This window comes from Aestuariivivens insulae, assembly GCF_022662195.1.
GTDB lineage: Bacteria > Bacteroidota > Bacteroidia > Flavobacteriales > Flavobacteriaceae > Aestuariivivens > Aestuariivivens insulae.
The window spans coordinates 364,833-391,815 of record NZ_JAKMCS010000001.1 but is presented as its reverse complement, the minus strand read 5'-3'; the positions used below and the strand labels follow the sequence as shown (position 1 = coordinate 391,815).

Below are 26,983 nucleotides of genomic sequence, written 5' to 3'. Positions count from 1 at the left end.
GAAGCTAGATCCCAAATTAAGTTTGGGACTTAAGGTTTTTCATTGGTCTAAAACACAACAACTACACACAACAACACAACGACCATTGTTTAACATTGTTCTGGTATGCATAAATGAACCAGAATTAGAATTAAAAATTATGATTCCACAAACATTTAAAGAGGTCATAGACCTTGGTGACGGTAGGGAAATTTCTATCGAAACCGGAAAATTAGCAAAACAAGCACATGGTAGTGTTGTCGTGCAATCTGGAAACTGTATGTTATTATGTACGGTTGTTTCCAATTACAAACAAGCAGACGTCGACTTTTTACCGTTAACCGTAGATTACAGAGAAAAGTTTGCTGCTGCGGGACGATATCCAGGAGGGTTCTTTAAAAGAGAAGCAAGACCTAGTGATGGCGAAGTATTAACCATGCGTTTAGTAGACCGTGTGTTACGTCCGTTATTCCCAAAAGACTATCATGCCGAAACCCAAGTGATGATCCAATTAATGTCACACGACGAAAACGTTATGCCAGATGCCATGGCAGGTTTAGCAGCTTCGGCGGCTATTCAGTTAAGTGACATCCCTTTTGAAACACCTATATCTGAAGTTCGCGTTGGACGCATAAACGGGGAATTCATTATTAATCCGTCAATGGCTCAATTAGCAGAATCTGACATCGATATGGTTATTGGTGCAAGTGCAGATTCTGTTATGATGGTTGAAGGCGAAATGGATGAAGTTTCTGAAGAAGAGATGACCGAAGCCATCAAATTCGCGCACGAAGCCATTAAAGTACAATGTGATGCTCAAGTTAAATTGGCAGAAGCTTTTGGCAAAAAGGAAACTCGCGAATACGACTCAGAGCAAGAAGATGAAGCATTGGCTCAGAAAATCCATGATATGGCATACGACAAAGTATATGCTGTAGCCAAAGCAGGATCTTCTAAGCAAGAACGTAGTGCTGCATTTGCAGAAATAAAAGAAGAAATTATTGCTAGCTTCTCTGAAGAAGAGCAAGAGGAATTGGGCGGTTTAATTTCTAAATACTATAGCAAAGCTGAAAAGTCTGCAGTAAGGGATTTAACCTTAAACGAAGGCTTACGTTTAGACGGACGTAAAACTACAGATATTAGACCTATATGGTGTGAAATAGATTATTTACCATCTACTCATGGTTCGGCTATTTTTACACGTGGGGAAACCCAAGCCTTAGCTACCGTTACATTAGGTACGTCTAGAGAGGCCAACATGATTGACATGCCTTCTTTTGAAGGTGAAGAACGCTTCTACTTACACTACAACTTCCCACCGTTTTCAACAGGGGAAGCTAGACCAATTAGAGGGACATCGCGTCGTGAGGTAGGACATGGTAATTTGGCACAACGTGCTTTAAAAGGTATGGTTCCCGAAGATTGCCCATATACGGTTCGTGTTGTTTCCGAAGTATTGGAAAGTAATGGATCGTCTTCAATGGCTACTGTATGTTCTGGCACCATGGCTCTTATGGATGCTGGTGTACAACTAAAAAAACCTGTTTCTGGTATTGCCATGGGATTAATCACCGATACAGAAAGTGGTAAATATGCCGTACTTTCGGATATTTTAGGAGATGAAGACCACCTAGGTGACATGGACTTTAAAGTAACCGGTACTGCCGATGGTATTACCGCTTGCCAAATGGATATTAAAGTAAAAGGGTTGAGCTACGAGATTTTAGTAAAAGCACTAAAACAAGCTCGCGATGGCCGTTTACATATTTTAGAAAAATTAACCGACACTATTGCTGCGCCTAACGCCGACGTTAAGGCACACGCTCCTAAAATGGTTACTAAAGTTATTCCTGGCGAATATATTGGTGCTGTTATTGGTTCTGGTGGTAAGGTGATTCAAGAATTACAAAAAGAGACCAAGACCACTATCGTAATTAATGAAGACCCAGTAACCGAAGAAGGTATTGTTGAAATTTTAGGTACAGACCAAGAAGGAATTGATAAAGTTATTGCAACTATAGACGCCTTAATGTTTAAACCTGAAGTGGGTAGCATTTATGAAGTTAAAGTTATAAAAATGCTTGACTTTGGTGCTGTTGTTGAGTATACCGAGGCTCCTGGAAATGAAGTGTTATTACACGTAAGCGAATTGGCTTGGGAACGCACTGAAAATGTAAGCGACGTTGTTAATCTAGGTGATGTTTTTGATGTGAAATACTTTGGTGTTGATCCAAGAACCCGCAAAGAGAAAGTGTCTCGCAAGGCTATTTTACCAAAACCAGAAGGTTATGTGGAAAGACCACCAAGAGATAATAATCGAGGTGGACGTGACAACAGAGGTAGAGATAACCGTGGACGCGATAACCGTGGACGCGACAACCGCCGTGATGATAGAAAACCAAGAGAAAACTAGAAAGTAGAGGAGTTAAATCCTTTCTATTCTACTGATAAAACTAAAACCTCGCAATTAAAATTGCGAGGTTTTTTTATTGAAATAACATTTATAAAGCATCAAAAATTCCATTCTACTTTGGACGCTCCATGTTTCCATTTAAAGGCATCTTGAAATATTAACCCCACTGCCGCGATTATAGCTACAGGAAGTGCAATTGTTAGAACAGTTGACATTGTTTTATCTTTTTGTTTAACACTCTTAATATAATCTTCAGACAATTTCATTTTTTCCATTTTTCCCTTAACCTTTCTTACGCCATAGTAATTGCCATTTTCAACAACTATATACTTAAATTTAATACTGACTCCATTATGAGTTTCAACTTTAGATTTAATAGCTGTATTGGATACTTGTTCCAATGTAGAGGATTTCGATCTGTAAACTGTACAACTTTGAAAGAGTATCAAAATTGATAATAATATAACGGATAGACAGGTTTGTTGTTTAATTGTTTTCATAATTAAAGTTGTTAAAGTTTCATATCCGATATAAATATTTTCCATTTACCAACATCTCCATTAATGGTATAGATTACTGAATTTTTGGCCACAGTAGAAATGCCCCCTATTGCAGCTCCCCCAGCAGCCCCTAATAGCCCCCCTACCATTGCTCCATCTGTTTTTGTCCAAGGAAAAAATGAATCAGGCCCACTTGAATCTGTAACCGAGGCCCCAATAACTGCACCAGATACCAAACCAATGCCCGCTCCTATTAATACATGGTGTCCTCCTGAACGCTTTGTTTTAATAAACCCAATGTTATTTACCTTGAATTGTTGTGGTTTGTCATTTTTTATGACTTGAATGACACTATCATTAACAAAACCCACATCACCCTTTCCTATCTTTTCCCCTCCTAAATCGTACACTCTTACGAACATACTTTTAGTATTGGCATCGTCTTGAGAGTATATACTTTGGCTCCATAAAACCCCAAAAAATAGCACTAAGACCAACATACATAACCGTATTGTTTTCATAATTAATATATTTAAATTGTACCCTTATAAGTTATAGGTTAAACCTAATTTCGTTGACCGAATATCATTTTGACCTGTTTCATGGATGAAGTGAAGCGTATACTTTTTTAGCCTCAAACCAACTGTAAAGCCATTAAACTCTGTGTCATATCCATATTCATAATCATCATTGTTCATTTTGTTAAATAGTCCTCCAATGTAAAAACCAAGTGAGAGTGCCTCCTCTGTAGAAAATTTAAAAACATATTCAGAATAAAAATTATAGGTAAATATGGATTTTTGGTTTACAATAATTAAATCCTCATCCATCAACTTTGAAAGCGCTTCTAATTTATCTTGGTAAGCTCCAAACTCATTAGTATACAATAATTCTAGACCAATAAATCTATAATCTATTTTAGTTGTGGTTAAGGCATAATTAATACCTGCTTTTAAATTTATGTTGTAAAAATTCAACTTTTCATTTTGATCAACAATATCATTATAACCTTCTTTAAAATGGTAACTTCCAATACCGCCCCCTAATCCATAATAGTAATTATAAGAACGTCCTGTTATATTACGATGTACATTTAATGAGGCTATGGTTTTTGTATCATCAAATGATCCTCCATCCTGCATATGCCGTCCAAAACTAACATCGCCAGACACATATGTCTTAGAAGTTTTCTTATCCACATAGTGTTGCTTTTCGGTGTAGGATTTTAAAGAACCGTAGCTCCCAGATGTATATACCCGATGTGAGCCACAAGACTGTACTATTATTGCAACATAAGCAGTTATAACAATTTTAAATAATGTTCTCATAATTATTTAGTTTAAAAATTATACGTTAAACCTGCTCTCATGTAAGCACCAGGTATTTTATTTGAACTATCATGTTCCAACTTTAATAAACCCACATTATACACCACATGAAACACTAGCCTTTTTATTAGACTATATTGGGTCCCTAGCGTCAAGGCCAAATCAAAATCACTATACTGCTTTCTTAAATTTAAAATACCTTCAACATATTTAAATTGAGCATCGAACAGCCCGCCAAATTGGGGCGCTACCAAAAATCTTAATTGCGAAGTAACATGCGTTTTAAAATTAAGATCAACCATCCTTTGATGCTCTGAAAACATTGATGCATCCAACCTGCTAGTTTGAGCACTTAAAAACCCCACAGATAACATGAACCAAAGCATAGCAAAAATCCATTGCGGGCATCTTTTATTCTTATTTGATATAATCCTTAAAGATTTCATGAGCTTTATTTTTCATTTGTTTACACCTCAAATATCAGCACTAAACCGCACTCCAATATCCAATAATATGGTTGGTGGATGATTTAGGACTAGTTAATTACCTCAGAATAACATTTATGTAATAATTTGCCGTAATACTAGCTTGACAGCTTTTGTAATTTGCCAGCAGGAAATTTGTTGATCTCTTGGCTTGTTAAGCTATCTTTTATAAATCTGGGCAATAACTTATCCAAAACCAATAAGCATTTATTAATAAATCCGGGAACAATCAATTCCCTTCTTTTCATCATGGCATTAATGGCAATTCCAGCAGCGTCTTCTGGATTCAAGACGGACTTACGTGGAATCCAACTTAAAATACGATTTTGATAGCACAGCCTTGTTGTTGTATTTAACCCTCCAGGACAGATAATCGTTATAGCAATATTGTCCTTCTTTAATTCTTTGGCCAAACTTTTTGAAAAGGATGTTAAATAAGCCTTTGTTGCACCATAGACTTGTTTTTTGGGCAATGCAAAAAAACTGGCCATACTGCTTATGTTTAAAATAGCTGCATTATTAGTAGATTTCATATAGGGCAACAACAGCTTAATAAGCATAGTTGGAGCAGTAATATTTACCGCTATTTGCTTTAAAACGAAACGATCGTCCAGAGCATCAAAAAAGCCTCTACTTAATACCCCCGCATTGTTGATTAGATATTGAATTTTAAGATTATTGTTTCGCACATAATCTGCTATGAGGTAATAATTCTCAACAACACTTAGGTCCAATTCAAGATGATGTACATCAACACCCATATGTTGCTTTATGAAATGTGATAATTGTGGCAAACCCGAGTTCGGCAAGGCCAATAACAATAGATTCATTTCCCTATTGGCACATTCTAACGCCAAGGCCTTACCTAAACCTTGACTGGCTCCTGTTATTAAAGCATATGTTTTCATAATGAAGGTTTTAAATGATTGATCGTTTTCCATATACCTAATTCAAAAGGCGTAATCTTATAATCTAATGCCATAACAGCACGTTTTGAAGTAGCCATTCTGTTTTGAAATAAAGCATCTAATACCTTTGGCGTAATTCCAGATTGGAAGCCAAAAATTGAGTTCACAACATTTAGAAAGGATAAGCTACCCCTGATAAATCTATAATTAAGCGTTACAATTTTTATGTGGCTCTTAGCCAACTTCCTAATGGTATGAAAAAGTGTTTTGTAGCTTATATTTTCTCCGCCAATGATAAAATTACCTTCTAATTCTTTTTTTGACATAGCCAAAAGATGAGCATTCACAACATCATCTATAAAGACATAATTAGCAGAAATACTTAATTTTGAAGGCACCAACAACAATTGGTTTTTTACGATTTTTGCAATCAACTTATTAACTCCATTAGAAAATGTTGCCAATCCAGGCCCATAAACCCGAGATAAATTAAGTACAACACAAGACAGTCCCTTTCTAACATATTCTGAAACGATTTCTTGGGACATGCTCTTAGTGAGCTCATAATCGTTGGCATAAGCAACCAATCTGGGCTGGTCTTCTGTTATTGGAATGTCTTTGTATGAAGGCCCAAAAACCGAAAGCGTACTTGTGTAGACGACCCTTTTTATCTTATGTTGTAAAGATGCCTCTAAGACATTTTTAGTGCCTAAAACATTCGTATTATAAAAACCATCTATTCTCTTACTCTTTAAATTTGTATATGCTGCGGTATGAAATACATAACCACAACCTTCCATGGCTTTTAAAACCGAATTTAAATTACGCACATCACCCTTTACCGGGATTATATTTTTGTGATAGGGAATCCTTTTGGAATACAAGTCCCTTACTAATGCCACTACTTGGTAATTGCTTTCGGCAAGTTTTATGGCTAATTGATGCCCCACATACCCTGTGGCTCCTGTTACTAAAACTTTCATGATACAATTTTGTTTTTTAAGGTTAGATGATAGAAAATTGAAATTTCATATACAGCCGATAAGGCTAAATGAATTAAAAAGGCATACCATACACTATTGGTATAATAGGCAAACAGGCATAAAACAATTCCAAATGGTATAGCCCCTAAAATTTCCTTTTTAGAATCGAAGCTGTGAATAACCACATACAACATGGTATTATATACAATGGCTAGTGGTAATGTTGTATATTCTAAAAGTTTAAACAGCAATATGCCCCTAAAGAAAAACTCATACCCCAACAAAAAGAAAAATCTAATTGAAAAATAGAACCATGCATGTGCAAAACTGTAATCTACATTTACGGTCTCCTGCTCCCCACATTGCTTTTTAACACTTAAATACGATATATTAGCAGACAGCAAAATGATAAAAACAAACAATAAGAGCACATGTATTTTGGGAACTTCAATAACGGTTACCAAGTATTGTAATTCTGGGATCATCATGTATGAAAGCACCCCAAATAGAACAATCCCCAATACATGTTTTAGGTTTAAAAGCCTAAGACCATTTGTTGTTAACAAAGCGCTATGCAAATTATAAACACCTAGTTTTTTGTATACCATACTCACAACAAAATAAGTCATGAAACAAACTGCAATTAAAACCCAATTTGTAATTATAGCATTCATGACTCTGCGGGTATTAAGATTACACTAAAAAGCTTACTTACAGCTTCAATTTTAATGCATTTGCCATTTTTATAATGGAACACATTATACTTGTCGTTCGAAATTTCAACTTTATATTTACCCTCCGATAAAGCCTTTACAGGCACCATTTCCTTCTGGTTATCACAAAAAATAGAGGTAACACCTATAGGCTCTTGAAAATAAAGCATCACAAGGTTATGGGTAATTGTTTTATAGTCTAAATATTTGATGTCATTGGAAGATTGAACCTGATATTGGTTGTTATTTAGCACTATATTATGGTTTACTTTAACCTTATTGTTAAGTGTCCTATATACCGAAGAAAAAGTCAATACGCCATTTTTATAAATCGCTTTTTCTTTACCAACGATGTCAAACTTCAATAAAAGTTTCACTTTAATAGTGCTTGAAAGAGTATAAACAATGGAGCTTTCAGAAGTATGTTTATTAATCTTAATAACACCAATAACCTTTTCATTTTTAACAACATTATAGATCTTTGAATTATTAAAATCGATTACAATAAAGGAAGACACTAAAAGAACAACTACCACTAAAACCAATATTTTGATTACTAATGTTTTTAAGGCATTCGTTTTCAAAAATGCAATAGGCCTTCCTTTAAATTTTTTGATGAGAAATAATATTAATGCCGGAATCATGACGAACAGTTTTTGAGTTACTGTTGTAAAATTATAGGCACTAAACCGTACTAATATCCAAGATATTCCAAGAAGTAAAAATTAGGATGTCCAACGATAATCTCGGACGGTATCAATTAAAACTGATCCCTATAACTAGTTGGTGTTTCTGAAGTAAACTTTTTAAATGCAGAATAAAACGTTGATTTAGAATTGAACCCACATTCCAAACCTATAGCCACGATGGTATACTCACTAAACTCATTGTTCGATAAAAACTTTTTAGCTTGAGCTACCCGTAACGAGTTAATATAATCCGAAAAATTATATTCGCTATAGGAGTTTATAAGTTTGGAAAAATAGCTCTTGCTCATACCTAAATCTGAAGCCAGGGATTCCATACTCAATAAAGGATCTAAATACAATTTGTTTTTTATAATGTAATCTTTAATTTTATTAAAATCTTCCTGATGTTTTTGGTTATAAAAATCTTCTTTATGCACAGAAGTTTTAGTATAATCTCTGGGTGATATTTCAACACGATTGGACTTTATGGAGCCTCTTAACGAAATTCGATCACGTACTACATTATACTTATAAAACCCTTGATAACCTAACCAATAAAGAAGTATAGATGAACTAAGATTTAAATATTTATAGGCTCCATCATTATCGGTTAACAATTGAATTGCTACTGCTATAGCCCAAAACCCAATTGTGATTACCCCTAAACGAATAATCCACTTAATCCAATTTAAATCATCATAAGGCAAAATATTATCTAACAAATAATGCCGTCTAAAAATAAGCAAACATGCATTTCCAAAAAAGAATAAGCTATATAAGAGATTAAATGTGTTTTCTATCAGCGTAAAGTTATGGATTATGGTTGTGTCTCTATCTGGAACTTCATAATACACATAAGAAATTAAACATAGCCTGATAACCATCTCTAAAATAAAAAGCACTAATGTAGGCTTAATAAAATTGTTTACTTTGTCTTGAACTCTAACAAAATAGATTGTAAATGCATAAAACATTGGTAGTATAAATAAATACCAGGGTACAAGTAAATTTTTAAGAAGAAACAAATCAGAGGTGTAACCATTATCAATAAGCCATCTTTGTAAATTATTCAAAGTGATGGCTAAAACCGTTAGATTTAGGAATATGATAGTTTTATCTAATTTCTTCTTTACAAACAAGGTTACAAGGTTAAAACCAAAACCTTGAATAACACCAGCAATAAGTAAAAAATTAACAATAGAGACAAAATCCATATCAATAGTTATCTATGTTATGAACGCTATGTTTATAGACATTTAAATTTAATTAAAAATCTACTTCATAAAGCCAAGATAACCAAAATAAGGAAAGAAATTTATTAATAAAGGAAAGTAATGGACAAAAAGCAAAAACTTAAATTACAAATAGTTAAACCAAACAAAAACACTATTTAATCTAAGTCCAAGAGACAACACTTAAGTTCAGGCAGCATTTAAATGATTTTCTTGAGCTAGCTTATAGGCTTCATTCTCACTAAGGCTTTTTTTATAGTTGCTATTAATTACAACACAGTACACATAGTAATCCAATACATTTTTAATCAAACCATTAAGTGAGTTTGGGAAAGAATTGGTCTTGGTTTTCATGATCTTTAAAATTTTAACTGTTGATTAAACCTTGGCTCTTACTAAAAGCAACATTATAAAATTACCCCATAATAATCACAAACCATTTACAGAATTTGCGTAAAAAGTTGGTTTTTTTTCTTAAATTTCACAAAACCATCTACTTTCCTACCTTTAATTTTTGATAAAATGCAAGAACAATTTATTAAATACCTAAAAGAGAAAGCACAGGATAACACTTCTTTTGTTGATGAAATCGCAAGTATATTGGATATTGGTTATGATGCCGCTTACAGACGCATTAACCTAAAAACCAGCTTAACACTTGAAGAAGCCGTAAAATTGGCTAGACATTATAAGGTTTCATTAAATAAACTCTTTGAAATTGGTAGCCAAAATTCTGTTTTAACAGAATTATCACCTAGGCCATCTGATGAAAAAGGTCTGGAATTATGGCTAAAACAATCTTACAACAATGTTGCCGCACTTACCAAAGTAAAAGGTGCCGAGGTAATATGGTCTGGCAAAGATATTTCGCTCTTTAGAACACTTACCGATTCTTTTTTAACCAGGTACAAAATGTATGTTTGGTTAAAGGATTTGAATGTTGAAATGGCCAAAAGTAAAATCACCTTTGACGAATGGATGAAAACCGTACCCCAATCGCTGATAGAAAGCGCAATAAAAGTAGGTGAAATATACAAACATATAAATATTACTGAACTTTGGAATGACAATACCGTAATTGGAACCTTGCAACAAGTGCTTTATTATTATGAAGCAGGGCTGGTCTCGAAAGACATTGCTTTAAGCATTTGTAGTGACATACACGATATTATAGACAACATAGAAAGCGAAACCATACAGCAAAGCATTAACAACAAAGACCACACAACATTCTTTAGGCTTTATAAATGTGAACTACATACTTTAACCAATACTGCCATGTTCGTTACACCGCATTACAAAGTGTTTTTTTCTCCTTTTACAGTTTTGGATTATTTAAAGGTCGAACATAAAGACACTTGCCAAATGATGTATGAGTTTTTACAAAAACAAATGTCCAATTCAAAACTTTTGGCCACCTCAGGAGAACGGGACAGAACCTTATTTTTTAAGACCATCCATCAAAAAATATCTATTATACAAGAGCGCATCAATCTAGACGAAAAAATGGCCTTTCTATAAACATACAACAACTGTTAAACCTTGTTAAAAATTTGATTTTCTGTGATTTTTGTTTATATTATAGGTTATGGTTTATACAGATAAAGAAAAATATTCAGACATTCTAGAGCATTCTATTGCTTATCTAGAGAATTGTGGCTTTGAAAATATTAAAGCAGATATGGAGGGATACGAAACCCCTAAATCCTATTTAAAAAAAGGAAGCAACATAGCCATAACGCCAGACATAGTGGCCACTAAAGAAGGCAGAAAACACTTGTTTGATGTAAGCCTAAAATCGGAAAGGCCTAAGCTTCTTAAATCTAAATGGTTATTTTTAAATACCCTAAGCAATCTAAAATCCTATAGGTTTAAATTAATTACTACCCGTGGGCATTATAAGTTCACTCACGAAATGCTTGATGCAATCAATTTAAATGACAAAAACTTAATTAAGATCTAAAATTATTTTAAACCTTTTGTAACATTTTTAGTCCTTTTAACGTATAACCATAGAATAAGAATTGCAATCCCTCTAAAAAATAACGAAAGTATTACATGAGACAACTTAAAATTACGAAGCAGGTTACCAATAGAGAAACTGCTTCGTTAGACAAGTATCTACAAGAAATTGGCAAAGTAGATTTAATTACTGCTGATGAAGAAGTAGAATTGGCGCAACGCATAAAGGCTGGAGACCAGGTGGCTTTAGAAAAGTTAACTAAGGCTAACCTTCGCTTTGTGGTATCGGTTGCTAAGCAATATCAAAACCAAGGCTTAACCCTCCCCGATTTAATTAATGAAGGTAATTTGGGCCTTATTAAAGCCGCACAACGTTTTGATGAAACCCGTGGGTTTAAATTTATTTCCTACGCCGTTTGGTGGATTCGTCAGTCCATACTTCAAGCTTTAGCAGAACAATCGCGTATTGTTCGTTTACCGCTTAACAAAATTGGTTCTATTAATAAAATCAATAAAACCTTCGCCTTTTTAGAGCAAAGTCATGAGCGCCCACCAAGTGCTGAGGAAATTGCCAAAGAGTTGGACATGACCATTAACGATGTTAAGGAATCCATGAAAAACTCTGGACGCCATGTAAGTATGGATGCCCCTTTAGTTGAGGGAGAAGATTCTAACCTATATGACGTATTAAACAGTGGAGAATCTCCAAACCCAGATAAAGAATTATTACACGAGTCGTTACGTACAGAAATTGAACGTGCATTAGAAACCTTAACACCTCGTGAAGCAGATGTTATTCGTTTATACTTTGGTTTAGGAAACCAACACCCTATGACCTTGGAAGAAATTGGAGAAACATTCGATTTAACTCGCGAACGTGTAAGACAAATTAAGGAAAAAGCTATTCGCCGTCTAAAACACACGTCTCGCAGCAAAATTTTGAAAACTTATTTAGGATAATTATATAATTACGACTAAATTACCGCAACAAACAGTTTCACATAACTGTTCGTTTTTTGATTGATGAAAGAACCCCCGGCTGATTACCGGGGGTTTATTTTTATCATAAAGCATTCTACATACCTCTCCAGTAAAATTAAACGCTAAAGCAACTTTTCGTCTTGCTGATATTTAATGATTTAAAATAAAATTAGTTTATAAGTAAGATTTTTAATATATTTAAAAGAATATATTCCCGCTAAAATCAATTTATGATATACATTCCCACTGCTTAAATGATAAAAACAATCTGTTACATAAGTGATTCCACAAAACCAGAAACTTTAGCTGATCTAGAGGCGCTATACCTACAAGCCAAAGCAAATAACCATAAATATAATATCACAGGCATTCTTATTTATAAAAACCAAAACTTTTTACAGGTGCTTGAGGGGGAAGAAAATGCCGTAAACCAAACCTATATTAGAATTTCTAAAGACATTAGACATAAAAACATCTTTGAAATTATTAATACTAATATTGAAGAGCGCATTTTTCAAGATTATAATTTTGGTTTTACAATTGTGGATAATAAAAAAGGCTTACAAAATCTAAACGATTATTTAGAATGGCTAAAAGAAGCCGAAAACAGATCGGCAAATAAAGTTATTTCAATAGTCGAAAATTTTATTACCAAAAAATAGGCGAGCCGTTAACAAACTATTATTTTTGCCGTAAATAATATTAATATTTCCTAATGAGTTCTAAATTAATAGCACCTTCTATTCTAGCGGCCGATTTTGCTAACCTGCAACGCGATATTGAAATGGTAAACCAAAGTGATGCCGATTGGTTTCATATCGACATTATGGATGGTGTTTTTGTTCCTAATATTTCTTTCGGAATGCCCGTTCTACAGGCTATTGCCAAGCACGCAAAAAAGACTATTGATGTCCATTTAATGATTGTTGACCCAGATCGATACATTAAAACGTTCGCTGACTTAGGCAGCAATGTATTAACCGTTCATTACGAAGCCTGCACGCATTTACATAGAACTTTACAGGCCATAAAAGCTGAAGGCATGCAAGCTGGTGTTGCTCTTAATCCACATACCAACATTAACGTTTTAGAAGACACTATTAACGATATAGACCTCGTTTGCATAATGAGTGTAAACCCAGGTTTTGGTGGCCAAAGTTTTATTGAAAACACATACAATAAGGTCGCTCAACTAAAAGAACTTATCATACGTAAAAACGCCAAAACACGTATTGAAATTGATGGCGGTGTAACCAACAAAAATGCTAAAAAATTGGTCGATATGGGTGCCGATGTTTTAGTTGCTGGCAGTTATGTTTTTAAAAGTACCAATCAGTTAGAAACTATAAGCGATTTAAAGAAAATCGCTAATTCTTAAAATTGTTTTAGCATATATTTAATTAAATCTGTTGTAGTCACCATCCCCACCAAGATAGAATCGTCTACTACTGGTAAAGCGTGAAATTCCTCTTTTGATAAAATTTCGGCCACTTCCTTAATGGTGGTACTGCTGTTTACGGTAACGACATTTTTCGTCATCGCCTGTTCTATTGTAAACATATTATACACAACGGCGCCCACATCCCTATCATCTTCTGTTGCATCGGCGAAACTAATTTTTAGCAAATCGGTAAAACTTAGCATCCCAATAATAGATTCTTCTTGCACAACGGGAATATGCCTAATATGGTGCTTTTTAAACAATGCCTCTGCTCTGGTTAAATCATCCGTTCTATCCAAAGCAATAATGTTCTTCGTCATTATTTCAGAAACTGGGGTCAACGCTCTCATGATCTTCTATTTTAATTTATGTTTAAAATTATAGCTTTAACAAGAAACCAGATATGATAATTGTCAGTATTCAAAACAAACTTAAAACTGACTTAAAAGATATTTAATTACATCTGTAGTGGTAACGATACCCACTAATTTATTATTATCAACCACTGGCAATGCATGAAATTCTTTGGTTGCAAATATTTCGGCTACCTCTTTTATGGAGTTTGAAGAAGACACAGAGACAATATTTTGATGCATAACCTGCTCTATGGTGAAGACATTATAGATATATGTATCGGAATCCATATCTTCATTTTCATCATAATCTGCAAACTTAAGTCGGAGTAAATCCGTTTTGCTTAACATGCCAATAACTACATTATTAACAACCACAGGGATGTGCCTAATATGGTGCTTTTTAAATATTTGTTCAGCCTTTTCTAAGCTATCTTCTTTATGTAACGTAATAACGTGCTCGGTCATTATCGTTGAAACTGGTGCCTTACGTATCATAATCTTAAGTATTGGTTAACTTAACTCTAAAATTATTAAACTAAGCTTTAATATATTATGACATAAATCATAGATTACAACATTAGGTAAATGACGTTAATCGGAATTAAGAGCAACTGAAACCTATTTCTATTGTTTTAACAAAATTATTCGTATATTTAGTCTTAACCTTCTACAAGCCATCCACTTACCTTCTTACGCTTGGTACGAGCTATTTATTAATCTTAAAAAAGTACTATGAAAACACAAATTAAAAATTTGATGTACATCTTTGCATTGGTAGTATTCTGCCTTGCTTTCACTAGATGTACAACCGAACAGGTTAACCTAGAAGGTAACTTACAGGATAATGATTTAATGTCCAAGACCGCTAATTCAAAACAATCTACAAAGGTAAAATTTAACTTTACCACTCACTTATCTGGAGACAATGAAGTACCCGCAGTGGAAACAAATGCTACTGGACAAGCCATAGTAAAAATTAGTCCAGACGAAAGCTGGATTTATTACAAACTTATTGTAGCCAATATTGACAATGTGATGATGTCTCACTTTCATATGAAAGAGGCGGGAGCAAACGGAGGCGTTGTTACTTGGCTTTACAACAACCTAGATGGACAACCATCAGGTCCCTCTAATGGTGTATTGGCAGAAGGGGTGATTATGGCAGAAAATATTGTTGGCGCTTTAGAAGGTGATATGGCAGGACTTATTGACGCCATTAGAAATGGAAATATCTATGTAAATGTGCATACACAACAAGTTCCCTCTGGAGAATTAAGAGGTCAGCTATAAAATCATTTTTAAGAGGTTAAACATATTATAAGTGTCATTCAGAGCGAGCAGAGTGAAGCACCTGCCTCTCGGTAGGCAGGAAGAACCCCTATAAAAGAAGGATAGATAGTTTCTTCTGTCTGTCATTTCCTCCCTCCTTCTGAATGACATTCCTCTTTGTCGCCCCTAACTAGTTTCGGGATTACTGGGTAAGCTTTTAAGTTTTTATAAAGGTTAATCGAGGTTCTAGAAACAACACTTCGACTGCACTTCGAGTACCTCAGCAACCACGCTCAGTGTGACACAGTCCAGAATGACACATACATACTTTTTGACTTCTTTTATTAATACCCGGCGTAGTTAAAATTAAGCATCTGTTTGATTTTGTCGTATACCTGTGGAAATTCACTTTTAAAATCGTGTGGTGTTTCAATAAAGTTTTCTATGGCCACCGCCAAAAACTCAAACTGATTGGTATAAGCGTACTTTCTAAAGTATTTAGAAGACGTGATATGGTTTCTTAATATCTCATTTTTTGAAAGCAATTCTGAAAGCTCTTTAAAGGTATCACTAAAAATCGTAGAACTTATATCACGCTCTTTAATGCTGTTTATATGAATGGCATGAGTGAATTCATGGATACCTAAGTTCAAATTATCATCATCTACATCAAACCCCTTTAAAAAATCCTCCCAAGACAGTACCAAGGCCTTAAGCTTTGGGTTAAACTCCCCTTTATGATAAGCATTATTGGTTTTTGAATAAAACTTGGTTGGATAAATAACAATTTTAGATATTAATCCTATATAAAAATCCCTAAATCCAAAAGTTAACATAACGGCTGTTGCAGCAATGAGCACCTTCATTTCTTCGGTTATGGCCAAACCTCCCCTACTAATAAAATCTTTATCTACTATGAAGGAGGCTACCCGATGCTCAAAATAACGTTTATTCTTATCTGATAATTTATTATAAAACCTAAACTTTGTCTTTAATACTTGTTTTTGACTGTCATTTAGCTTCTTCTTAAACAAATAAAAATGCACATAGTATGGCCTTCTGTGCTTTAACACATAGCCCATTTCAATCATTTTAATGGCAAAATGAAAGATCATATAGGCCAATATCACAAAGAAAATACCGAGTATAATTTTGCTTCCCAGGCTATATTTTAGTAAAAGTAAAACTAGTAACATTCTATTATTAACGTCTTATTAGTCTCGAAATTACGTTAATCCTTTTTAAAAAAGTAATTTATTAGTTGAAATGCATTTAGGTTTTATCAATAACATAGGTTGAAAATAAAAAATGTAGCTAGGTGAAGTTTTACTTCGAAGAGCGGGAGATTAACACACTACACTCGTTTTTCCTTCAAAGCTCCGCTTTGAAAATTGTTCAAATAAAAAAACGATACATTCTAATTCAAACAAGACTCTTTTTATTCGCTCTTTATGGGATTAACTCGCTTCGCTCATTTTTCCCTCAATGCTCCGCTTTGAAAATTGTTCAAATAAAAAAACGATACATTCTAATTCAAACAAGACTCTTTTTATTCGCTCTTTATGGGATTAACTCGCTACGCTCCTTTTTCCCTCAAAGCTCCGCTTTGAAAATTGTTCAAATAAAAAAACGATACATTCTAATTCAAACAAGTCTCTTTTTATTCGCTCTTTATGGGATTAACTCGCTACGCTCCTTTTTCCCTCAAAGCTCCGCTTTGAAAATAAAAAAACTTTGCTTACAAATTCAAGCAAGCTTGATTTGACACAAAGTTTTTTTATTTATTCGTGACCGCGGAGGGATTCGAACCCCCAACCCTCAGAGCCGAAATCTGATATTCTATCCAGTTGAACTACGCAGCCTTTATTTTTAACCTAATTTTTCTTTTACGATAGTCGATATGGTTTTACCATCTGCTTTACCAGCTAATTCCTTGCTTACTATTCCCATCACCTTACCCATATCCTTCATACCTTCTGCTCCTACACTTTCAATGGTTGCCAGCACCACTTTCTCTATTTCTGCTTCGCTCAATGCTTCGGGTAAAAACTGGGCAATAACTTCGGCCTCTGCCAATTCTGGCGCTGCCAAATCTTCACGTCCTTGCTCTATATATACCACCGCACTATCCTTACGCTGTTTTACTTGCTTTTGAAGTAATTTAAGCTCTTGCTCTTCTGTTAATTCGGCTTTGGCTCCACTTTCGGTTTGTGCCAATAAAATAGCAGACTTAACCGCTCTTAAAGCCGCTAAAGCTGTTTGATCCTTAGATTTCATCGCCTCTTTTAATGCCGTCATTACATCTTGTTGCAAACTCATTGTTATAAGGTTTTTTATCTTTTTTAATTTAAAAACAGGGCATTTATGCTACCGCTATCTTATTGGTATCTCTTTAAGGGGTAGCAAAAATAATGAAATTACTTAATCTTTATCATAAAAAAACCCGAAAAGCTGAGGAAATCTTCTCGGGTTCATAACTAAGTAAGTCTAGTGACTTTTTATGGCTTAATCCACATTATCGTGTAAAAACGAGTTATTACTTCTTAATTGTATATCCTCATTATCGTCCAATCCAATACTGGTTCTGGACATATCGGTCTCTGAAGAATGTTTAACATCACTTAAATCGACCCCTTGTCTTTTGTAAGCTGGCACTTTTTCTATATCGTCTATTTTTGCATTATTAAACTTATAGTTAAAGTCCTTCATTTTGCGCTTACGTTCTTCTGCTCGCTCTTTAAGCATTTGTGATATTGGGGTGTTCATTGGATCAATTTCATCTGACACCACTTCTTCTTCCACAACATCTTCAACAATAACTTTCTTTTCAAAAACAATATCATCATCTACCTCTTCAACAGCTTCTTGTTTCTTTTCCTTCTTAACATTCATAGCAGACTCCAACTCTATATAATCATCCAACGCATAACGCACCTCACCATCTTCATTAGCCTCGGTAACCGTTATTAGTTCGATATAGTCTTTAACTGGAATCTTTTTTACCTTTTCGTCAATAACAGGCTCAAGAGGCTCCTCTTCTTTTTCATTGCTATTTGATGATAATGGCAAATCGAATGTTAAGGTTATTTGTTGATCTTCTTCTACTACATCCTCTTTTTCCTCTGAAACTACGGTTATTGGTTTGATAATAAAATCGTCTTCTTCCTGGACCTTAGCATTGACCTCTTCGTACTCAACATTAATATTCTTAATAAGCTCTGAGGTTGGTATTAGGTTTATATCACCATCGTTTGAAATGGTAACCTTCTTAGGCTGTTGCTTTTCAACTGGCTTTTCTTGAGTTTGCTTAACTTCTGTCTCTTCCTCATCCAACTCTAAGGTATGGCGAACGATAGGTGGCTCTTTCTTTTCTTTCTTCTCCTCCATTTCTATTACCGGCGTAATAATCACAGGCTCACGATCGGCTGCCAACACCTCCTGTTCTTCTTCCAGAGAATGCACTACCTTCTTTGTTTCGGTATTAGAAATTTCATCTTGTTGCTCTACGTTAAACCCTGTAGCTATAATGGTTACTGCAATAGATTCTTCCAACGAGTCGTCTTCTCCAACTCCCATAATGATATTGGCGCCATGACCTGCTTCATCTTGAATATGGTCATTTATTTCACCTATTTCATCAATGGTAATCTCGTGGGATCCTGAAACAATAAGCAGCAATACGTTTTTGGCACCAGTAATTTTATTATCGTTAAGTAATGGCGAATCCAATGCCTTTCTAATAGCATCGTGAGCACGATTTTGTCCCGATGCCATTGCAGACCCCATAATGGCAGTACCACTATTACTTAAAACAGTTTTCGCATCACGTAAATCGATGTTTTGAGTGTAGTGATGTGTAATAACTTCGGCTATTCCCCGAGCAGCTGTAGATAGCACTTCGTCTGCTTTTGAAAAACCTGCTTTAAAACCAAGGTTTCCATATACCTCACGAAGCTTGTTGTTGTTGATCACTATTAACGAATCGACAACATCCCTTAATTTCTCAATACCTTTTTGCGATTGCTCCAAACGCATTTTCCCTTCAAACTGAAAAGGCATCGTTACTATACCAACCGTTAAAATGTCTAAATCCTTAGCCATTTTAGCAATAATAGGTGCAGCACCCGTTCCGGTACCTCCGCCCATTCCTGCGGTAATAAAAACCATTTTGGTATTGGTATCCAACATACGCGAGATTTCCTCAAAGCTTTCTACTGCAGACTGCTCTCCTATTTCTGGATTTGCACCTGCACCCAACCCTTCGGTTAAGTGAACGCCTAATTGGATTTTGTTGGGCACGCCACTGTTTTGAAGTGCCTGTGCATCGGTATTACAGATGTAAAAATCGACACCTTTAATACCTTGTTGGAACATGTGGTTAATGGCATTACTGCCACCACCGCCAACACCAATAACTTTAATGACATTTGACTGGTTTTTTGGCAAATCAAATGCAATGCTTTCGAATTCTTTTTTGCTGCTCATAAATTCTAGTTTACTGGTATTTTTACTTAATATTTTACTTTAATTTTATTCAATGGATTGCTTTATGCTACTCTGCGTTATCTAAAAAATCTTTAACCCGCTCGGTTAATTTATCTAAAAACGAACGTCTCTGTTTAACAGGAGGTTCTTTGTGTTCCGTTTCTTCTGCAATAGCGTTTTCCTCTTCTTCAATTTGCTTGGCTTCTGTCTTTTTTCGCTCCTGGCGCTTTAACCCGTCTAAAACCAATCCTACTGCTGTTGCATACAACGGACTTGTTATATCCTCATCGCTATCGCCGGCAAGGTGTTCGTTTGGGTAGCCTATTCTGGTATCCATACCTGTGATATATTCAACTAACTGTTTTAAATGCTTTAGTTGGCTACCGCCCCCTGTTAAAACAATACCGGCTATTAATTTTTTCTTTTGCTCTTCGTGACCGTAGTTTTTAATTTCAACATATACTTGCTCAACAATCTCTATCACACGGGCATGTATAATTTTTGAGAGGTTCTTTAGTGTAATTTCTTTTGGTTCCCGACCTCTTAGCCCAGGTATCGAAACAATTTCATTGTCTTTGTTTTCTCCCGGCCACGCCGATCCAAACTTTATTTTTAACAATTCAGCTTGCTTTTCTATTATGGAACAGCCCTCCTTAATATCCTCGGTAATCACATTACCTCCAAAAGGGATTACAGCCGTATGCCTAATAATACCATCCCTAAAAATGGCCAAATCGGTAGTTCCACCACCTATATCAATCAATGCCACACCAGCTTCTTTTTCTTCTTGGCTCAATACCGCATTGGCTGAAGCTAACGGCTCTAAGGTGATACCTTCTAAGCTTAATCCAGAACTTTGTACACAACGACCAATATTGCGTATTGAGGATACTTGCCCCACAACCACATGAAAATTAGCTTCCAATCGTCCCCCATACATTCCTATGGGTTCTTTTATTTCGCCTTGGCCATCTACTTTATACTCTTGTGGCAGCACATGAATGATCTCTTCGCCAGGCAACATCACCAATTTATGCACTTGGTTTATGAGCCTATCGATATCATCGTCGTCTATTACATTTTCTGAATTTGGTCTTGTGATATAATCGCTATGTTGTAAACTACGGATATGCTGCCCTGCAATACCAACCGTTACGCCATCAATCTTCATATCTGCCGAAACTTCTGCTTCTTGTACTGCCTGCTGGATAGATTGGATAGTTTGCGTAATATTGTTTACAACACCACGATGAACCCCCAGACTTTTAGATCGTCCAATACCTAAAATTTCTACTTTGCCGTATTCGTTCTTACGACCAATCATGGCCACTATTTTTGTGGTTCCTATGTCTAAACCTACTGCTAAATTATGTTCCATGTTCTAAATTTTGGTACAGACCACTTGATTATCAAATTGTAAATTAACCTTACTATACCTATCAAGTGTCTTTTCTTTTAGGTTCTTTTTATAAAACACTTTTAGGTTATTAATCTTTTTATCCAAAAACTCTGTTGTCCCCAGTTTCACAACAAAATTGCAACGTCTTAACCTTAAAAAAATCTCCCTTTTGTCACTTTGATGAATTTCAATAACATTCTTTTTTAAAAATTCATCTTCCCCAACTTTTTTAGCTACTTGGTATATATTTTTTAGGTTATTTTTTTCAATATTTCCTGTAACCAATGGCACTCTTGCCGAGTAATTACCAGACAAAGGCATAAACGCACCTTGATCATCTACATAATACGATGCATTAGTGCTCACCCGCGCTATTGGTGTTTTCTGCTCTATTTCGGCATTAAGTGTACCGTTTACAGACACATACACTTCTGCCGATTTAATCATGGGGTTAGATTTTAGGGACACTTCTAATTCATTCAAATCTAAAGTTTCTTTAAGCACATTTTTAACACCCTGCTGTTTTTGTATTAACAATTTACTAACAGTTTGGTTGGTGATAAACAGGTTGTTCTCCCCTATAAATTTTATGTTTGGCTGCGAAACTTGCCTAGTTGTATTTCTTACCGAAGCAAATGCAAAAAGAAATACCACTATACTAAATAGCAACACCATTTTTATAAAATTCCAATTAACTCGCAATGCTAAATTCCTTTTTAATTCGTTTTACTTCTTCTCCTATATCTCCTGCACCAAGCGTCAAAACCACTTGAGCATTAGTTTCTCGAATTTTGGAAATCAACTCGTTCTTACCAACCAATTGCTTATCCTTTAATGCTATTTTATCCAGCAACCATGCCGAAGTAATACCTTCTATTGGCAGCTCCCTTGCGGGATAAACATCCAATAGCATCACCGCATCGAATTGCGATAAGCTTTTGGCGAAATCGTCTGCAAAGTCACGTGTTCTACTATATAAATGTGGCTGAAAAATAGCCAACACTTTTTTATCGGGGTACATCTCCTTTACCGCTTGGTAAACGGCATTAATTTCTTCTGGATGATGGGCATAATCATCAACATAAACCAAACGCTCCGTTTTTATATGATAGGTAAAACGACGTTTAACCCCCTTATAAGATGCCAAAGCCTTGGCGAGCTGCTGGTGAGGGCAACCATACTCCACAGCCATCGCCAAGGCTATCAATGCATTCGACAAATTATGTCTACCTGGTAGGTTAAATTTTAAATTTTTCAGAATGGTTTTTGGTGTTAAAACATCAAAAACATAAGTTCCGTTATCTATTTTAATATTTTGAATACTGTAATCAGACGCATCTTCTATACCATAGGTTATCCCCTGTATTGGCAATCCGTTTTTAACAAATAATGTTCCTTTTGGTTTTAAACATTCAGCGAAAGCCCTAAAGGAATCCTTGAGTGATTCGGCTTCACCATAGATATCCAAATGATCGGCATCCATTGAAGTAATGCAAGCCATATTAGGCCTTAAGGTTAAAAACGAACGATCGAACTCATCTGCCTCCACAACAGTAACCTCTGTTCCTTTACTGATAAAATTCGAGTTGTAATTTTCACTTATCCCACCAAGAAAAGCGGTTAACGGTACATTGCATTCATATAACAAATGCCCCAAGATGCTAGTAGTTGTTGTTTTTCCATGAGTACCAGCCACTGCTAAACAAAAGGTGTTTTCGGTGATTAACCCCAAGACCTTCGAGCGCTTATAAACACGATAGCCATTGGCTATGAAATAACTTAACTCGCTATGTGCAGATGGCACAGCCGGTGTATAAACCACCAACGTTTTGTCTTTGTCTAAAAATGAAGTATCGACACTTTCAATAGTATCATCAAAATGGATATCAATACCTAACTCCAATAATCCATTGGTTATGTTAGTTGGTGTTTTATCATACCCAGCAACACGCTTATTATTGGCCATAAAATAGCGCGCCAGGGCACTCATACCAATACCTCCTATACCGATAAAATAAACGTTATGTACTTGGTTTAAATCCATTATACTTTTAACAATTTTTCCACTTCGTCTGCAATTTGCTTGGTAGCATTCACAAGTGCCATCTTCTTAATATTTTGACTTAGTTGTTTTTGCTTTTCGGGCGATGCCAACAACTGACTGAATTTATTCTCAAAATCCACATCCAAATCCTCTTCCTTTATTAGCATGGCTGCATCTTCATTAACAATAGCCATAGCGTTTTTGGTTTGATGGTCTTCAGCCACATTAGGCGATGGAATAAACAAGACCGGTTTTCCAACAATACATAATTCGGATACCGAACTTGCCCCCGCGCGGGATATAATAACATCGGCAGCCGCATAGGCCAAATCCATATCATTCAAAAACTCATGTACCTGCACACCGGTGGTGTTGTTATATATTTTATACTGCTGATAGTACAATTTTCCACATTGCCAAATGATTTGAACATTCTGGGCATCCAAAAAATCGAGTTTCTGCTCTATCAGCACATTAACTCGCCTAGCACCTAAACTACCTCCTAAAACAAGCAAGGTGTTCTTACCATGCTTTAAATTAAAATTGTTTTTAGCCTCTACTGTTTTAGACTCTATATCCAAAAGGCCCTGCCTCACCGGATTACCGGTTTTAATAATTTTATCCTTCGGAAAAAACCGTTCCAAACCATCATAGGCTACACATATTTTCTGAACTTTTTTAGCCAATAGCTTATTGGTAATCCCCGGATAGGAATTCTGCTCCTGAATTAAACTCGGAATCCTTTTAGATGATGCCACATACAACAAAGGACCACTTGCAAAACCACCAGTTCCTATAACAACATCAGGCTTAAACCTGTTTACAATCTGCCTCGATTTCCATAAACTACTTATTAATTTAAATGGAAACATGAGGTTCTTTAAAGTGAGTTTACGCTGAATACCAGATATCCAAAGCCCCTTTATCCCATAACCGGCCTGCGGCACTTTTTCCATCTCCATTCTATCCTTAGCACCTACAAATAAAAATTCCGCATCAGGAAAACGCCGTTTTAATTCATTAGCAATAGCAATGGCAGGATAGATATGTCCTCCTGTACCACCTCCCGAGAGAATAATTTTATATGTTTTTTCCTTTGCCACTAATTCAATTTTTACCTTCCTTAACTTTAAGTACTTATAACTTTAGACACTTATAACTTTAAAAACTATTAACTTATATGGTTTCCGATAAAATTTCCAACGGATTATCCTCACTGCTTTCCTGTTCTATAACATCCTGTCTTTGCGCACTTACACTTAAAATAATACCTATAGCCAAACAAGTCATCCAAATGGAAGTACCACCACTACTAATTAGTGGCAATGTTTGCCCGGTAACAGGAAATAATTCTACGGCTACCGCCATATTTATAAGCGCTTGAAATATGATAGGCAACCCAACCCCCAATACCAAAAGCTTCCCAAAAACGGTATCGCTCTTTTGGGAAACAATTACAATCCTAAACAACAACCAGAGGTATAGGATCATGATAAAAAAGCCACCCAACAAACCATATTCTTCAATAATGATGGCAAAAATAAAATCGGACGACGACTGTGGCAAAAAGTTCTTTTGAATACTCTTACCCGGCCCCACACCCTTTATTCCTCCAGAAGCAATAGCTATTTTTGCTTTTTGTATTTGATAGTCGGCCTCGGTGTCTTCGCCATTGGAATAATTCTTAATTCTATTCTCCCATGTAGACACCTTAACATGCAATGGCCCTGAAGTCAGTTTTGCAAACATGATGAACAACGCCAAAGCAACAACACCTAAACCTAGAATAGTTCCCAGATAACGAATGGGATAACCACCTATGAACACCAAAATAGACACCATTAGAAATATAATGGCCGCCGTTGAAAAGTTAGAAGGCAAAATAAGAGCCAATACCAAAAAAACAGGCATCCAAAGTGGCAAAATCGACTCTTTAAACGTGATGTGCTTGTCCTTGATTTTAGACATATAACGGGCCACATAAACCATTAAAACCACCGATGCCAACGTAGAGGTTTGAAACGACACCCCCACAAATGGTATTTGTATCCATCTACTGGCACTAGCCCCACCAATAGTTGTCCCCTGCACCATAGTAAGTCCCAAAAGCACTAACACGACAGGAATCATGATTAGCGATAACCCCCTAAAATAGCGATAGGGTATTTTATGCACCCCATACATGATAACAAAACCTAAAAACAAGTGCATAAAATGCTTTACAAAAAAGGCGAATGTATTGCCATCTCCCCCTTTATAAGCCAAATTACTTGCAGAACTATAAACAGGCAAAAAGGACACAATAGCCAACAACGCCACAATTGCCCAAATTAACCGATCACCTTTTATATTTTTAAAAAGTTGCTGCACTTAGTTTAATATTAATTTAAAATGTTTTCGATACAATCCCGATAGTTATCGAGATCACCAGAATAAACATTTGGATATTTTTTATACTTAAACTCAACGAATGGTTCTATAAATTCCTAACCGCGTCCTTAAACTGCCTACCCCTGTCTTCGTAATTTTCAAACAGGTCGAAACTAGCACATGCTGGCGACAACAACACATTATCTCCCGCCTCAGCTATTTTATAAGCAATCTTAACCGCTTCGCTCATATATTGTGTTTCCACCATAACATCGACCATACCATTAAAGGCTTCAATAATTTTACTGTTGTCTACACCCAAACAAATAATAGCCTTTACCTTTTCATTTATAAACGAATAAAGCTCTGTATAATTATTGCCTTTATCCTGTCCACCTACAATCCACACCGTTGGCGCATCCATACTTTCTAAAGCATAATATGTTGCATTAACGTTTGTTGCCTTAGAATCGTTTATATATTGCACCTTGTTAATCTTAAGCACATGCTCTAAACGGTGCTCTACCGCTTGAAAGTTTTCCAAACTTTCACGAATGGTCTGCTTTCTAATTTTCAATAAATGAGCAACTGTTGAAGCTGCCATCGCATTTTTCACGTTGTGCTTCCCTTCTAAGGTTAAGTTTGTTGTTGGCATAGTAATTTTATCGTTATCTATTGTTATTATTATGTTGTTATTTTCGTAATACGCACCATTTTCAATAGTCTTCGTTAATGAAAATGGCAATAATGTAGATTGAACTGGATTGTTTTTTAAATGATTGACGATAACATCATCATCGGCGTCGTAAATCAAATAATCATCAGCTGTTTGATTCATGGCAATCCTAAATTTTGAAGCAACATAATTTTCGAACTGATAATCATATCGATCCAAATGATCGGGTGTAATATTGGTGATCACCGCTATTTTTGGTTTAAAATCGGCGATATCATCCAACTGAAAGCTACTAATCTCAAGCACATAATGCCCGTAATCATGTTCCAAAATCTGTTTAGCAAAACTATCCCCAATATTTCCCGCCAAGCCAACACTTAAATCTCGCATTAGCAAATGATGCGTGAGCGTAGCCGTAGTGGTTTTGCCATTACTTCCCGTGATTCCCACAATAGTTGCTTCAGTAAATTTTGAAGCAAACTCTATTTCGGAAATCACGGGAATATTGGCTGCTATTAACCGACTTACTATCGGTACCTTATTGGGAATACCAGGACTTTTCATCACCAAATCGGCATTTAAAATCTTCGCCTCAGAATGTTTTTCGTCCTCCCATTCAATCTCATTATGTATAAGAACTTGTTTATATTCTTCTTTCATTTTACCCCTATCGGAAACAAAAACGTCGTAACCTTTTGCCCTTGCCAAAAGTGCCGTTCCCACACCACTTTCTCCTCCTCCTAATATGACTAAGCGCTTTGTCATCTTCG

The 26,983-nt window shown here is 35.6% G+C and carries 28 protein-coding genes and 1 tRNA gene; 7 read left to right on the top strand and 22 right to left on the bottom strand.

The features are described from left to right. Nucleotides 1–139 precede the first annotated feature (139 nt). Complete coding sequence (locus tag MR062_RS01550; protein WP_242202291.1) at nucleotides 140–2,392, top strand: polyribonucleotide nucleotidyltransferase; 2,253 nt, start codon at nucleotides 140–142, stop codon at nucleotides 2,390–2,392. A 98-nt stretch (nucleotides 2,393–2,490) separates the two neighbouring features. On the opposite strand, the gene MR062_RS01545 is transcribed toward MR062_RS01550, so the two are convergent. From MR062_RS01545 to MR062_RS01500, 10 genes are all read right to left on the bottom strand, one after another. Continuing rightward, nucleotides 2,491–2,892 (bottom strand): hypothetical protein, encoded by a 402-nt coding sequence (locus MR062_RS01545; protein ID WP_242202290.1) that lies wholly within the window; start codon nucleotides 2,890–2,892, stop codon nucleotides 2,491–2,493. An 11-nt stretch (nucleotides 2,893–2,903) separates the two neighbouring features. Next, nucleotides 2,904–3,413 (bottom strand): hypothetical protein, encoded by a 510-nt coding sequence (locus tag MR062_RS01540; RefSeq protein WP_242202289.1) that lies wholly within the window; start codon nucleotides 3,411–3,413, stop codon nucleotides 2,904–2,906. A 24-nt stretch (nucleotides 3,414–3,437) separates the two neighbouring features. Continuing rightward, the gene (locus MR062_RS01535; RefSeq protein ID WP_242202288.1) at nucleotides 3,438–4,220 is read right to left on the bottom strand and encodes a hypothetical protein; all 783 of its coding nucleotides are present in this window, start codon (nucleotides 4,218–4,220) and stop codon (nucleotides 3,438–3,440) included. An 11-nt stretch (nucleotides 4,221–4,231) separates the two neighbouring features. Continuing rightward, nucleotides 4,232–4,666, bottom strand: coding sequence for a hypothetical protein (locus MR062_RS01530; protein WP_242202287.1), 435 nt, complete (start codon nucleotides 4,664–4,666; stop codon nucleotides 4,232–4,234). 137 nt (nucleotides 4,667–4,803) lie between these two features. Continuing rightward, nucleotides 4,804–5,613, bottom strand: a complete 810-nt coding sequence (locus tag MR062_RS01525; RefSeq protein ID WP_242202286.1) for an SDR family NAD(P)-dependent oxidoreductase — start codon at nucleotides 5,611–5,613, stop codon at nucleotides 4,804–4,806. Next, nucleotides 5,610–6,596, bottom strand: a complete 987-nt coding sequence (locus MR062_RS01520) for an NAD-dependent epimerase/dehydratase family protein (RefSeq protein ID WP_242202285.1) — start codon at nucleotides 6,594–6,596, stop codon at nucleotides 5,610–5,612. Before MR062_RS01520 ends, MR062_RS01525 begins: the two co-directional genes overlap by 4 nt. Beyond that, nucleotides 6,593–7,225, bottom strand: coding sequence for a CPBP family intramembrane glutamic endopeptidase (locus tag MR062_RS01515; RefSeq protein WP_242202284.1), 633 nt, complete (start codon nucleotides 7,223–7,225; stop codon nucleotides 6,593–6,595). Before MR062_RS01515 ends, MR062_RS01520 begins: the two co-directional genes overlap by 4 nt. 41 nt (nucleotides 7,226–7,266) lie before the next feature. Continuing rightward, nucleotides 7,267–7,953, bottom strand: coding sequence for a DUF6134 family protein (locus MR062_RS01510; protein WP_242202283.1), 687 nt, complete (start codon nucleotides 7,951–7,953; stop codon nucleotides 7,267–7,269). A gap of 116 nt (nucleotides 7,954–8,069) precedes the next feature. Then, complete coding sequence (locus MR062_RS01505; protein ID WP_242202282.1) at nucleotides 8,070–9,212, bottom strand: helix-turn-helix domain-containing protein; 1,143 nt, start codon at nucleotides 9,210–9,212, stop codon at nucleotides 8,070–8,072. A 207-nt stretch (nucleotides 9,213–9,419) separates the two neighbouring features. Beyond that, nucleotides 9,420–9,584: a hypothetical protein gene (locus MR062_RS01500; RefSeq protein ID WP_242202281.1), complete on the bottom strand. Its 165-nt coding sequence runs from the start codon at nucleotides 9,582–9,584 to the stop codon at nucleotides 9,420–9,422. Nucleotides 9,585–9,752: 168 nt separating this feature from the next. On the opposite strand from MR062_RS01500, the gene MR062_RS01495 reads away from it, so the two are divergent. The 5 genes from MR062_RS01495 to rpe all read left to right on the top strand — a co-directional run bounded on the left by MR062_RS01495 (nucleotide 9,753) and on the right by rpe (nucleotide 13,551). Next, nucleotides 9,753–10,751, top strand: coding sequence for a hypothetical protein (locus tag MR062_RS01495; RefSeq protein WP_242202280.1), 999 nt, complete (start codon nucleotides 9,753–9,755; stop codon nucleotides 10,749–10,751). A gap of 67 nt (nucleotides 10,752–10,818) precedes the next feature. Then, nucleotides 10,819–11,193, top strand: a complete 375-nt coding sequence (locus MR062_RS01490) for a hypothetical protein (protein ID WP_242202279.1) — start codon at nucleotides 10,819–10,821, stop codon at nucleotides 11,191–11,193. 95 nt (nucleotides 11,194–11,288) lie between these two features. Further along, the gene (locus tag MR062_RS01485; RefSeq protein WP_027137161.1) at nucleotides 11,289–12,152 is read left to right on the top strand and encodes a sigma-70 family RNA polymerase sigma factor; all 864 of its coding nucleotides are present in this window, start codon (nucleotides 11,289–11,291) and stop codon (nucleotides 12,150–12,152) included. Between the two features lie 275 nt (nucleotides 12,153–12,427). Continuing rightward, nucleotides 12,428–12,835, top strand: a complete 408-nt coding sequence (locus MR062_RS01480; RefSeq protein WP_242202278.1) for a BLUF domain-containing protein — start codon at nucleotides 12,428–12,430, stop codon at nucleotides 12,833–12,835. Nucleotides 12,836–12,888: 53 nt separating this feature from the next. Further along, a complete protein-coding gene (gene rpe / locus MR062_RS01475; RefSeq protein ID WP_242202277.1) occupies nucleotides 12,889–13,551 on the top strand; it encodes a ribulose-phosphate 3-epimerase in 663 nt (220 codons plus the stop codon). Here rpe and MR062_RS01470 read toward each other — a convergent pair. Further along, a complete protein-coding gene (locus MR062_RS01470) occupies nucleotides 13,548–13,964 on the bottom strand; it encodes a CBS domain-containing protein (protein ID WP_242202276.1) in 417 nt (138 codons plus the stop codon). The two genes, rpe and MR062_RS01470, sit on opposite strands and share 4 nt — an antisense overlap. Nucleotides 13,965–14,045: 81 nt before the next feature. Then, nucleotides 14,046–14,465 (bottom strand): CBS domain-containing protein, encoded by a 420-nt coding sequence (locus MR062_RS01465; protein WP_242202275.1) that lies wholly within the window; start codon nucleotides 14,463–14,465, stop codon nucleotides 14,046–14,048. Nucleotides 14,466–14,702: 237 nt separating this feature from the next. On the opposite strand from MR062_RS01465, the gene MR062_RS01460 reads away from it, so the two are divergent. Beyond that, complete coding sequence (locus tag MR062_RS01460; protein WP_242202274.1) at nucleotides 14,703–15,260, top strand: CHRD domain-containing protein; 558 nt, start codon at nucleotides 14,703–14,705, stop codon at nucleotides 15,258–15,260. A gap of 323 nt (nucleotides 15,261–15,583) precedes the next feature. Here MR062_RS01460 and MR062_RS01455 read toward each other — a convergent pair whose 3' ends face one another. From MR062_RS01455 to murD, 10 genes are all read right to left on the bottom strand, one after another. Beyond that, a complete protein-coding gene (locus tag MR062_RS01455; protein WP_242202273.1) occupies nucleotides 15,584–16,435 on the bottom strand; it encodes a zinc-dependent peptidase in 852 nt (283 codons plus the stop codon). Between the two features lie 592 nt (nucleotides 16,436–17,027). After that, nucleotides 17,028–17,101 (bottom strand) — tRNA-Arg (locus MR062_RS01450). Between the two features lie 7 nt (nucleotides 17,102–17,108). Beyond that, nucleotides 17,109–17,558: a GatB/YqeY domain-containing protein gene (locus MR062_RS01445; RefSeq protein ID WP_242202272.1), complete on the bottom strand. Its 450-nt coding sequence runs from the start codon at nucleotides 17,556–17,558 to the stop codon at nucleotides 17,109–17,111. A 186-nt stretch (nucleotides 17,559–17,744) separates the two neighbouring features. Then, nucleotides 17,745–19,724 (bottom strand): cell division protein FtsZ, encoded by a 1,980-nt coding sequence (gene ftsZ / locus MR062_RS01440; protein WP_242202271.1) that lies wholly within the window; start codon nucleotides 19,722–19,724, stop codon nucleotides 17,745–17,747. A gap of 67 nt (nucleotides 19,725–19,791) precedes the next feature. Beyond that, nucleotides 19,792–21,102 carry a cell division protein FtsA gene (ftsA, locus tag MR062_RS01435; protein WP_242202270.1) on the bottom strand — a complete coding sequence of 437 codons (1,311 nt, stop codon included), beginning with the start codon at nucleotides 21,100–21,102 and terminating at the stop codon, nucleotides 19,792–19,794. A gap of 3 nt (nucleotides 21,103–21,105) precedes the next feature. Next, nucleotides 21,106–21,798 carry a cell division protein FtsQ/DivIB gene (locus MR062_RS01430; RefSeq protein WP_317235749.1) on the bottom strand — a complete coding sequence of 231 codons (693 nt, stop codon included), beginning with the start codon at nucleotides 21,796–21,798 and terminating at the stop codon, nucleotides 21,106–21,108. 16 nt (nucleotides 21,799–21,814) lie between these two features. Further along, the gene (gene murC / locus MR062_RS01425) at nucleotides 21,815–23,167 is read right to left on the bottom strand and encodes a UDP-N-acetylmuramate--L-alanine ligase (RefSeq protein WP_242202268.1); all 1,353 of its coding nucleotides are present in this window, start codon (nucleotides 23,165–23,167) and stop codon (nucleotides 21,815–21,817) included. Then, the gene (murG, locus tag MR062_RS01420; protein WP_242202267.1) at nucleotides 23,167–24,270 is read right to left on the bottom strand and encodes an undecaprenyldiphospho-muramoylpentapeptide beta-N-acetylglucosaminyltransferase; all 1,104 of its coding nucleotides are present in this window, start codon (nucleotides 24,268–24,270) and stop codon (nucleotides 23,167–23,169) included. Before murG ends, murC begins: the two co-directional genes overlap by 1 nt. Nucleotides 24,271–24,343: 73 nt before the next feature. After that, a complete protein-coding gene (locus MR062_RS01415) occupies nucleotides 24,344–25,537 on the bottom strand; it encodes an FtsW/RodA/SpoVE family cell cycle protein (protein ID WP_242202266.1) in 1,194 nt (397 codons plus the stop codon). 106 nt (nucleotides 25,538–25,643) lie between these two features. Further along, on the bottom strand, nucleotides 25,644–26,978 hold the full coding sequence (gene murD, locus MR062_RS01410; protein WP_394800520.1) for a UDP-N-acetylmuramoyl-L-alanine--D-glutamate ligase: 1,335 nt from the start codon (nucleotides 26,976–26,978) through the stop codon (nucleotides 25,644–25,646). Nucleotides 26,979–26,983 lie beyond the last annotated feature (5 nt).

Coding starts and splice junctions, on each gene's coding strand:
- ftsZ (WP_242202271.1), bottom strand. CDS start 19,724: ATGAGCAGCAAAAAAGAATTCGAAAGCATTGCATTTGATTTGCCAAAA.
- MR062_RS01500 (WP_242202281.1), bottom strand. CDS start 9,584: ATGAAAACCAAGACCAATTCTTTCCCAAACTCACTTAATGGTTTGATT.
- MR062_RS01470 (WP_242202276.1), bottom strand. CDS start 13,964: ATGAGAGCGTTGACCCCAGTTTCTGAAATAATGACGAAGAACATTATT.
- MR062_RS01525 (WP_242202286.1), bottom strand. CDS start 5,613: ATGAAAACATATGCTTTAATAACAGGAGCCAGTCAAGGTTTAGGTAAG.
- MR062_RS01510 (WP_242202283.1), bottom strand. CDS start 7,953: ATGATTCCGGCATTAATATTATTTCTCATCAAAAAATTTAAAGGAAGG.
- MR062_RS01430 (WP_317235749.1), bottom strand. CDS start 21,798: ATGGTGTTGCTATTTAGTATAGTGGTATTTCTTTTTGCATTTGCTTCG.
- MR062_RS01490 (WP_242202279.1), top strand. CDS start 10,819: ATGGTTTATACAGATAAAGAAAAATATTCAGACATTCTAGAGCATTCT.
- MR062_RS01530 (WP_242202287.1), bottom strand. CDS start 4,666: ATGAAATCTTTAAGGATTATATCAAATAAGAATAAAAGATGCCCGCAA.
- murD (WP_394800520.1), bottom strand. CDS start 26,978: ATGACAAAGCGCTTAGTCATATTAGGAGGAGGAGAAAGTGGTGTGGGA.
- MR062_RS01535 (WP_242202288.1), bottom strand. CDS start 4,220: ATGAGAACATTATTTAAAATTGTTATAACTGCTTATGTTGCAATAATA.
- murC (WP_242202268.1), bottom strand. CDS start 23,167: ATGGATTTAAACCAAGTACATAACGTTTATTTTATCGGTATAGGAGGT.
- MR062_RS01485 (WP_027137161.1), top strand. CDS start 11,289: ATGAGACAACTTAAAATTACGAAGCAGGTTACCAATAGAGAAACTGCT.
- MR062_RS01515 (WP_242202284.1), bottom strand. CDS start 7,225: ATGACTTATTTTGTTGTGAGTATGGTATACAAAAAACTAGGTGTTTAT.
- rpe (WP_242202277.1), top strand. CDS start 12,889: ATGAGTTCTAAATTAATAGCACCTTCTATTCTAGCGGCCGATTTTGCT.
- MR062_RS01545 (WP_242202290.1), bottom strand. CDS start 2,892: ATGAAAACAATTAAACAACAAACCTGTCTATCCGTTATATTATTATCA.
- MR062_RS01455 (WP_242202273.1), bottom strand. CDS start 16,435: ATGTTACTAGTTTTACTTTTACTAAAATATAGCCTGGGAAGCAAAATT.
- MR062_RS01480 (WP_242202278.1), top strand. CDS start 12,428: ATGATAAAAACAATCTGTTACATAAGTGATTCCACAAAACCAGAAACT.
- MR062_RS01550 (WP_242202291.1), top strand. CDS start 140: ATGATTCCACAAACATTTAAAGAGGTCATAGACCTTGGTGACGGTAGG.
- ftsA (WP_242202270.1), bottom strand. CDS start 21,102: ATGGAACATAATTTAGCAGTAGGTTTAGACATAGGAACCACAAAAATA.
- MR062_RS01460 (WP_242202274.1), top strand. CDS start 14,703: ATGAAAACACAAATTAAAAATTTGATGTACATCTTTGCATTGGTAGTA.
- MR062_RS01445 (WP_242202272.1), bottom strand. CDS start 17,558: ATGAGTTTGCAACAAGATGTAATGACGGCATTAAAAGAGGCGATGAAA.
- MR062_RS01465 (WP_242202275.1), bottom strand. CDS start 14,465: ATGATACGTAAGGCACCAGTTTCAACGATAATGACCGAGCACGTTATT.
- MR062_RS01495 (WP_242202280.1), top strand. CDS start 9,753: ATGCAAGAACAATTTATTAAATACCTAAAAGAGAAAGCACAGGATAAC.
- MR062_RS01505 (WP_242202282.1), bottom strand. CDS start 9,212: ATGGATTTTGTCTCTATTGTTAATTTTTTACTTATTGCTGGTGTTATT.
- MR062_RS01540 (WP_242202289.1), bottom strand. CDS start 3,413: ATGAAAACAATACGGTTATGTATGTTGGTCTTAGTGCTATTTTTTGGG.
- MR062_RS01520 (WP_242202285.1), bottom strand. CDS start 6,596: ATGAAAGTTTTAGTAACAGGAGCCACAGGGTATGTGGGGCATCAATTA.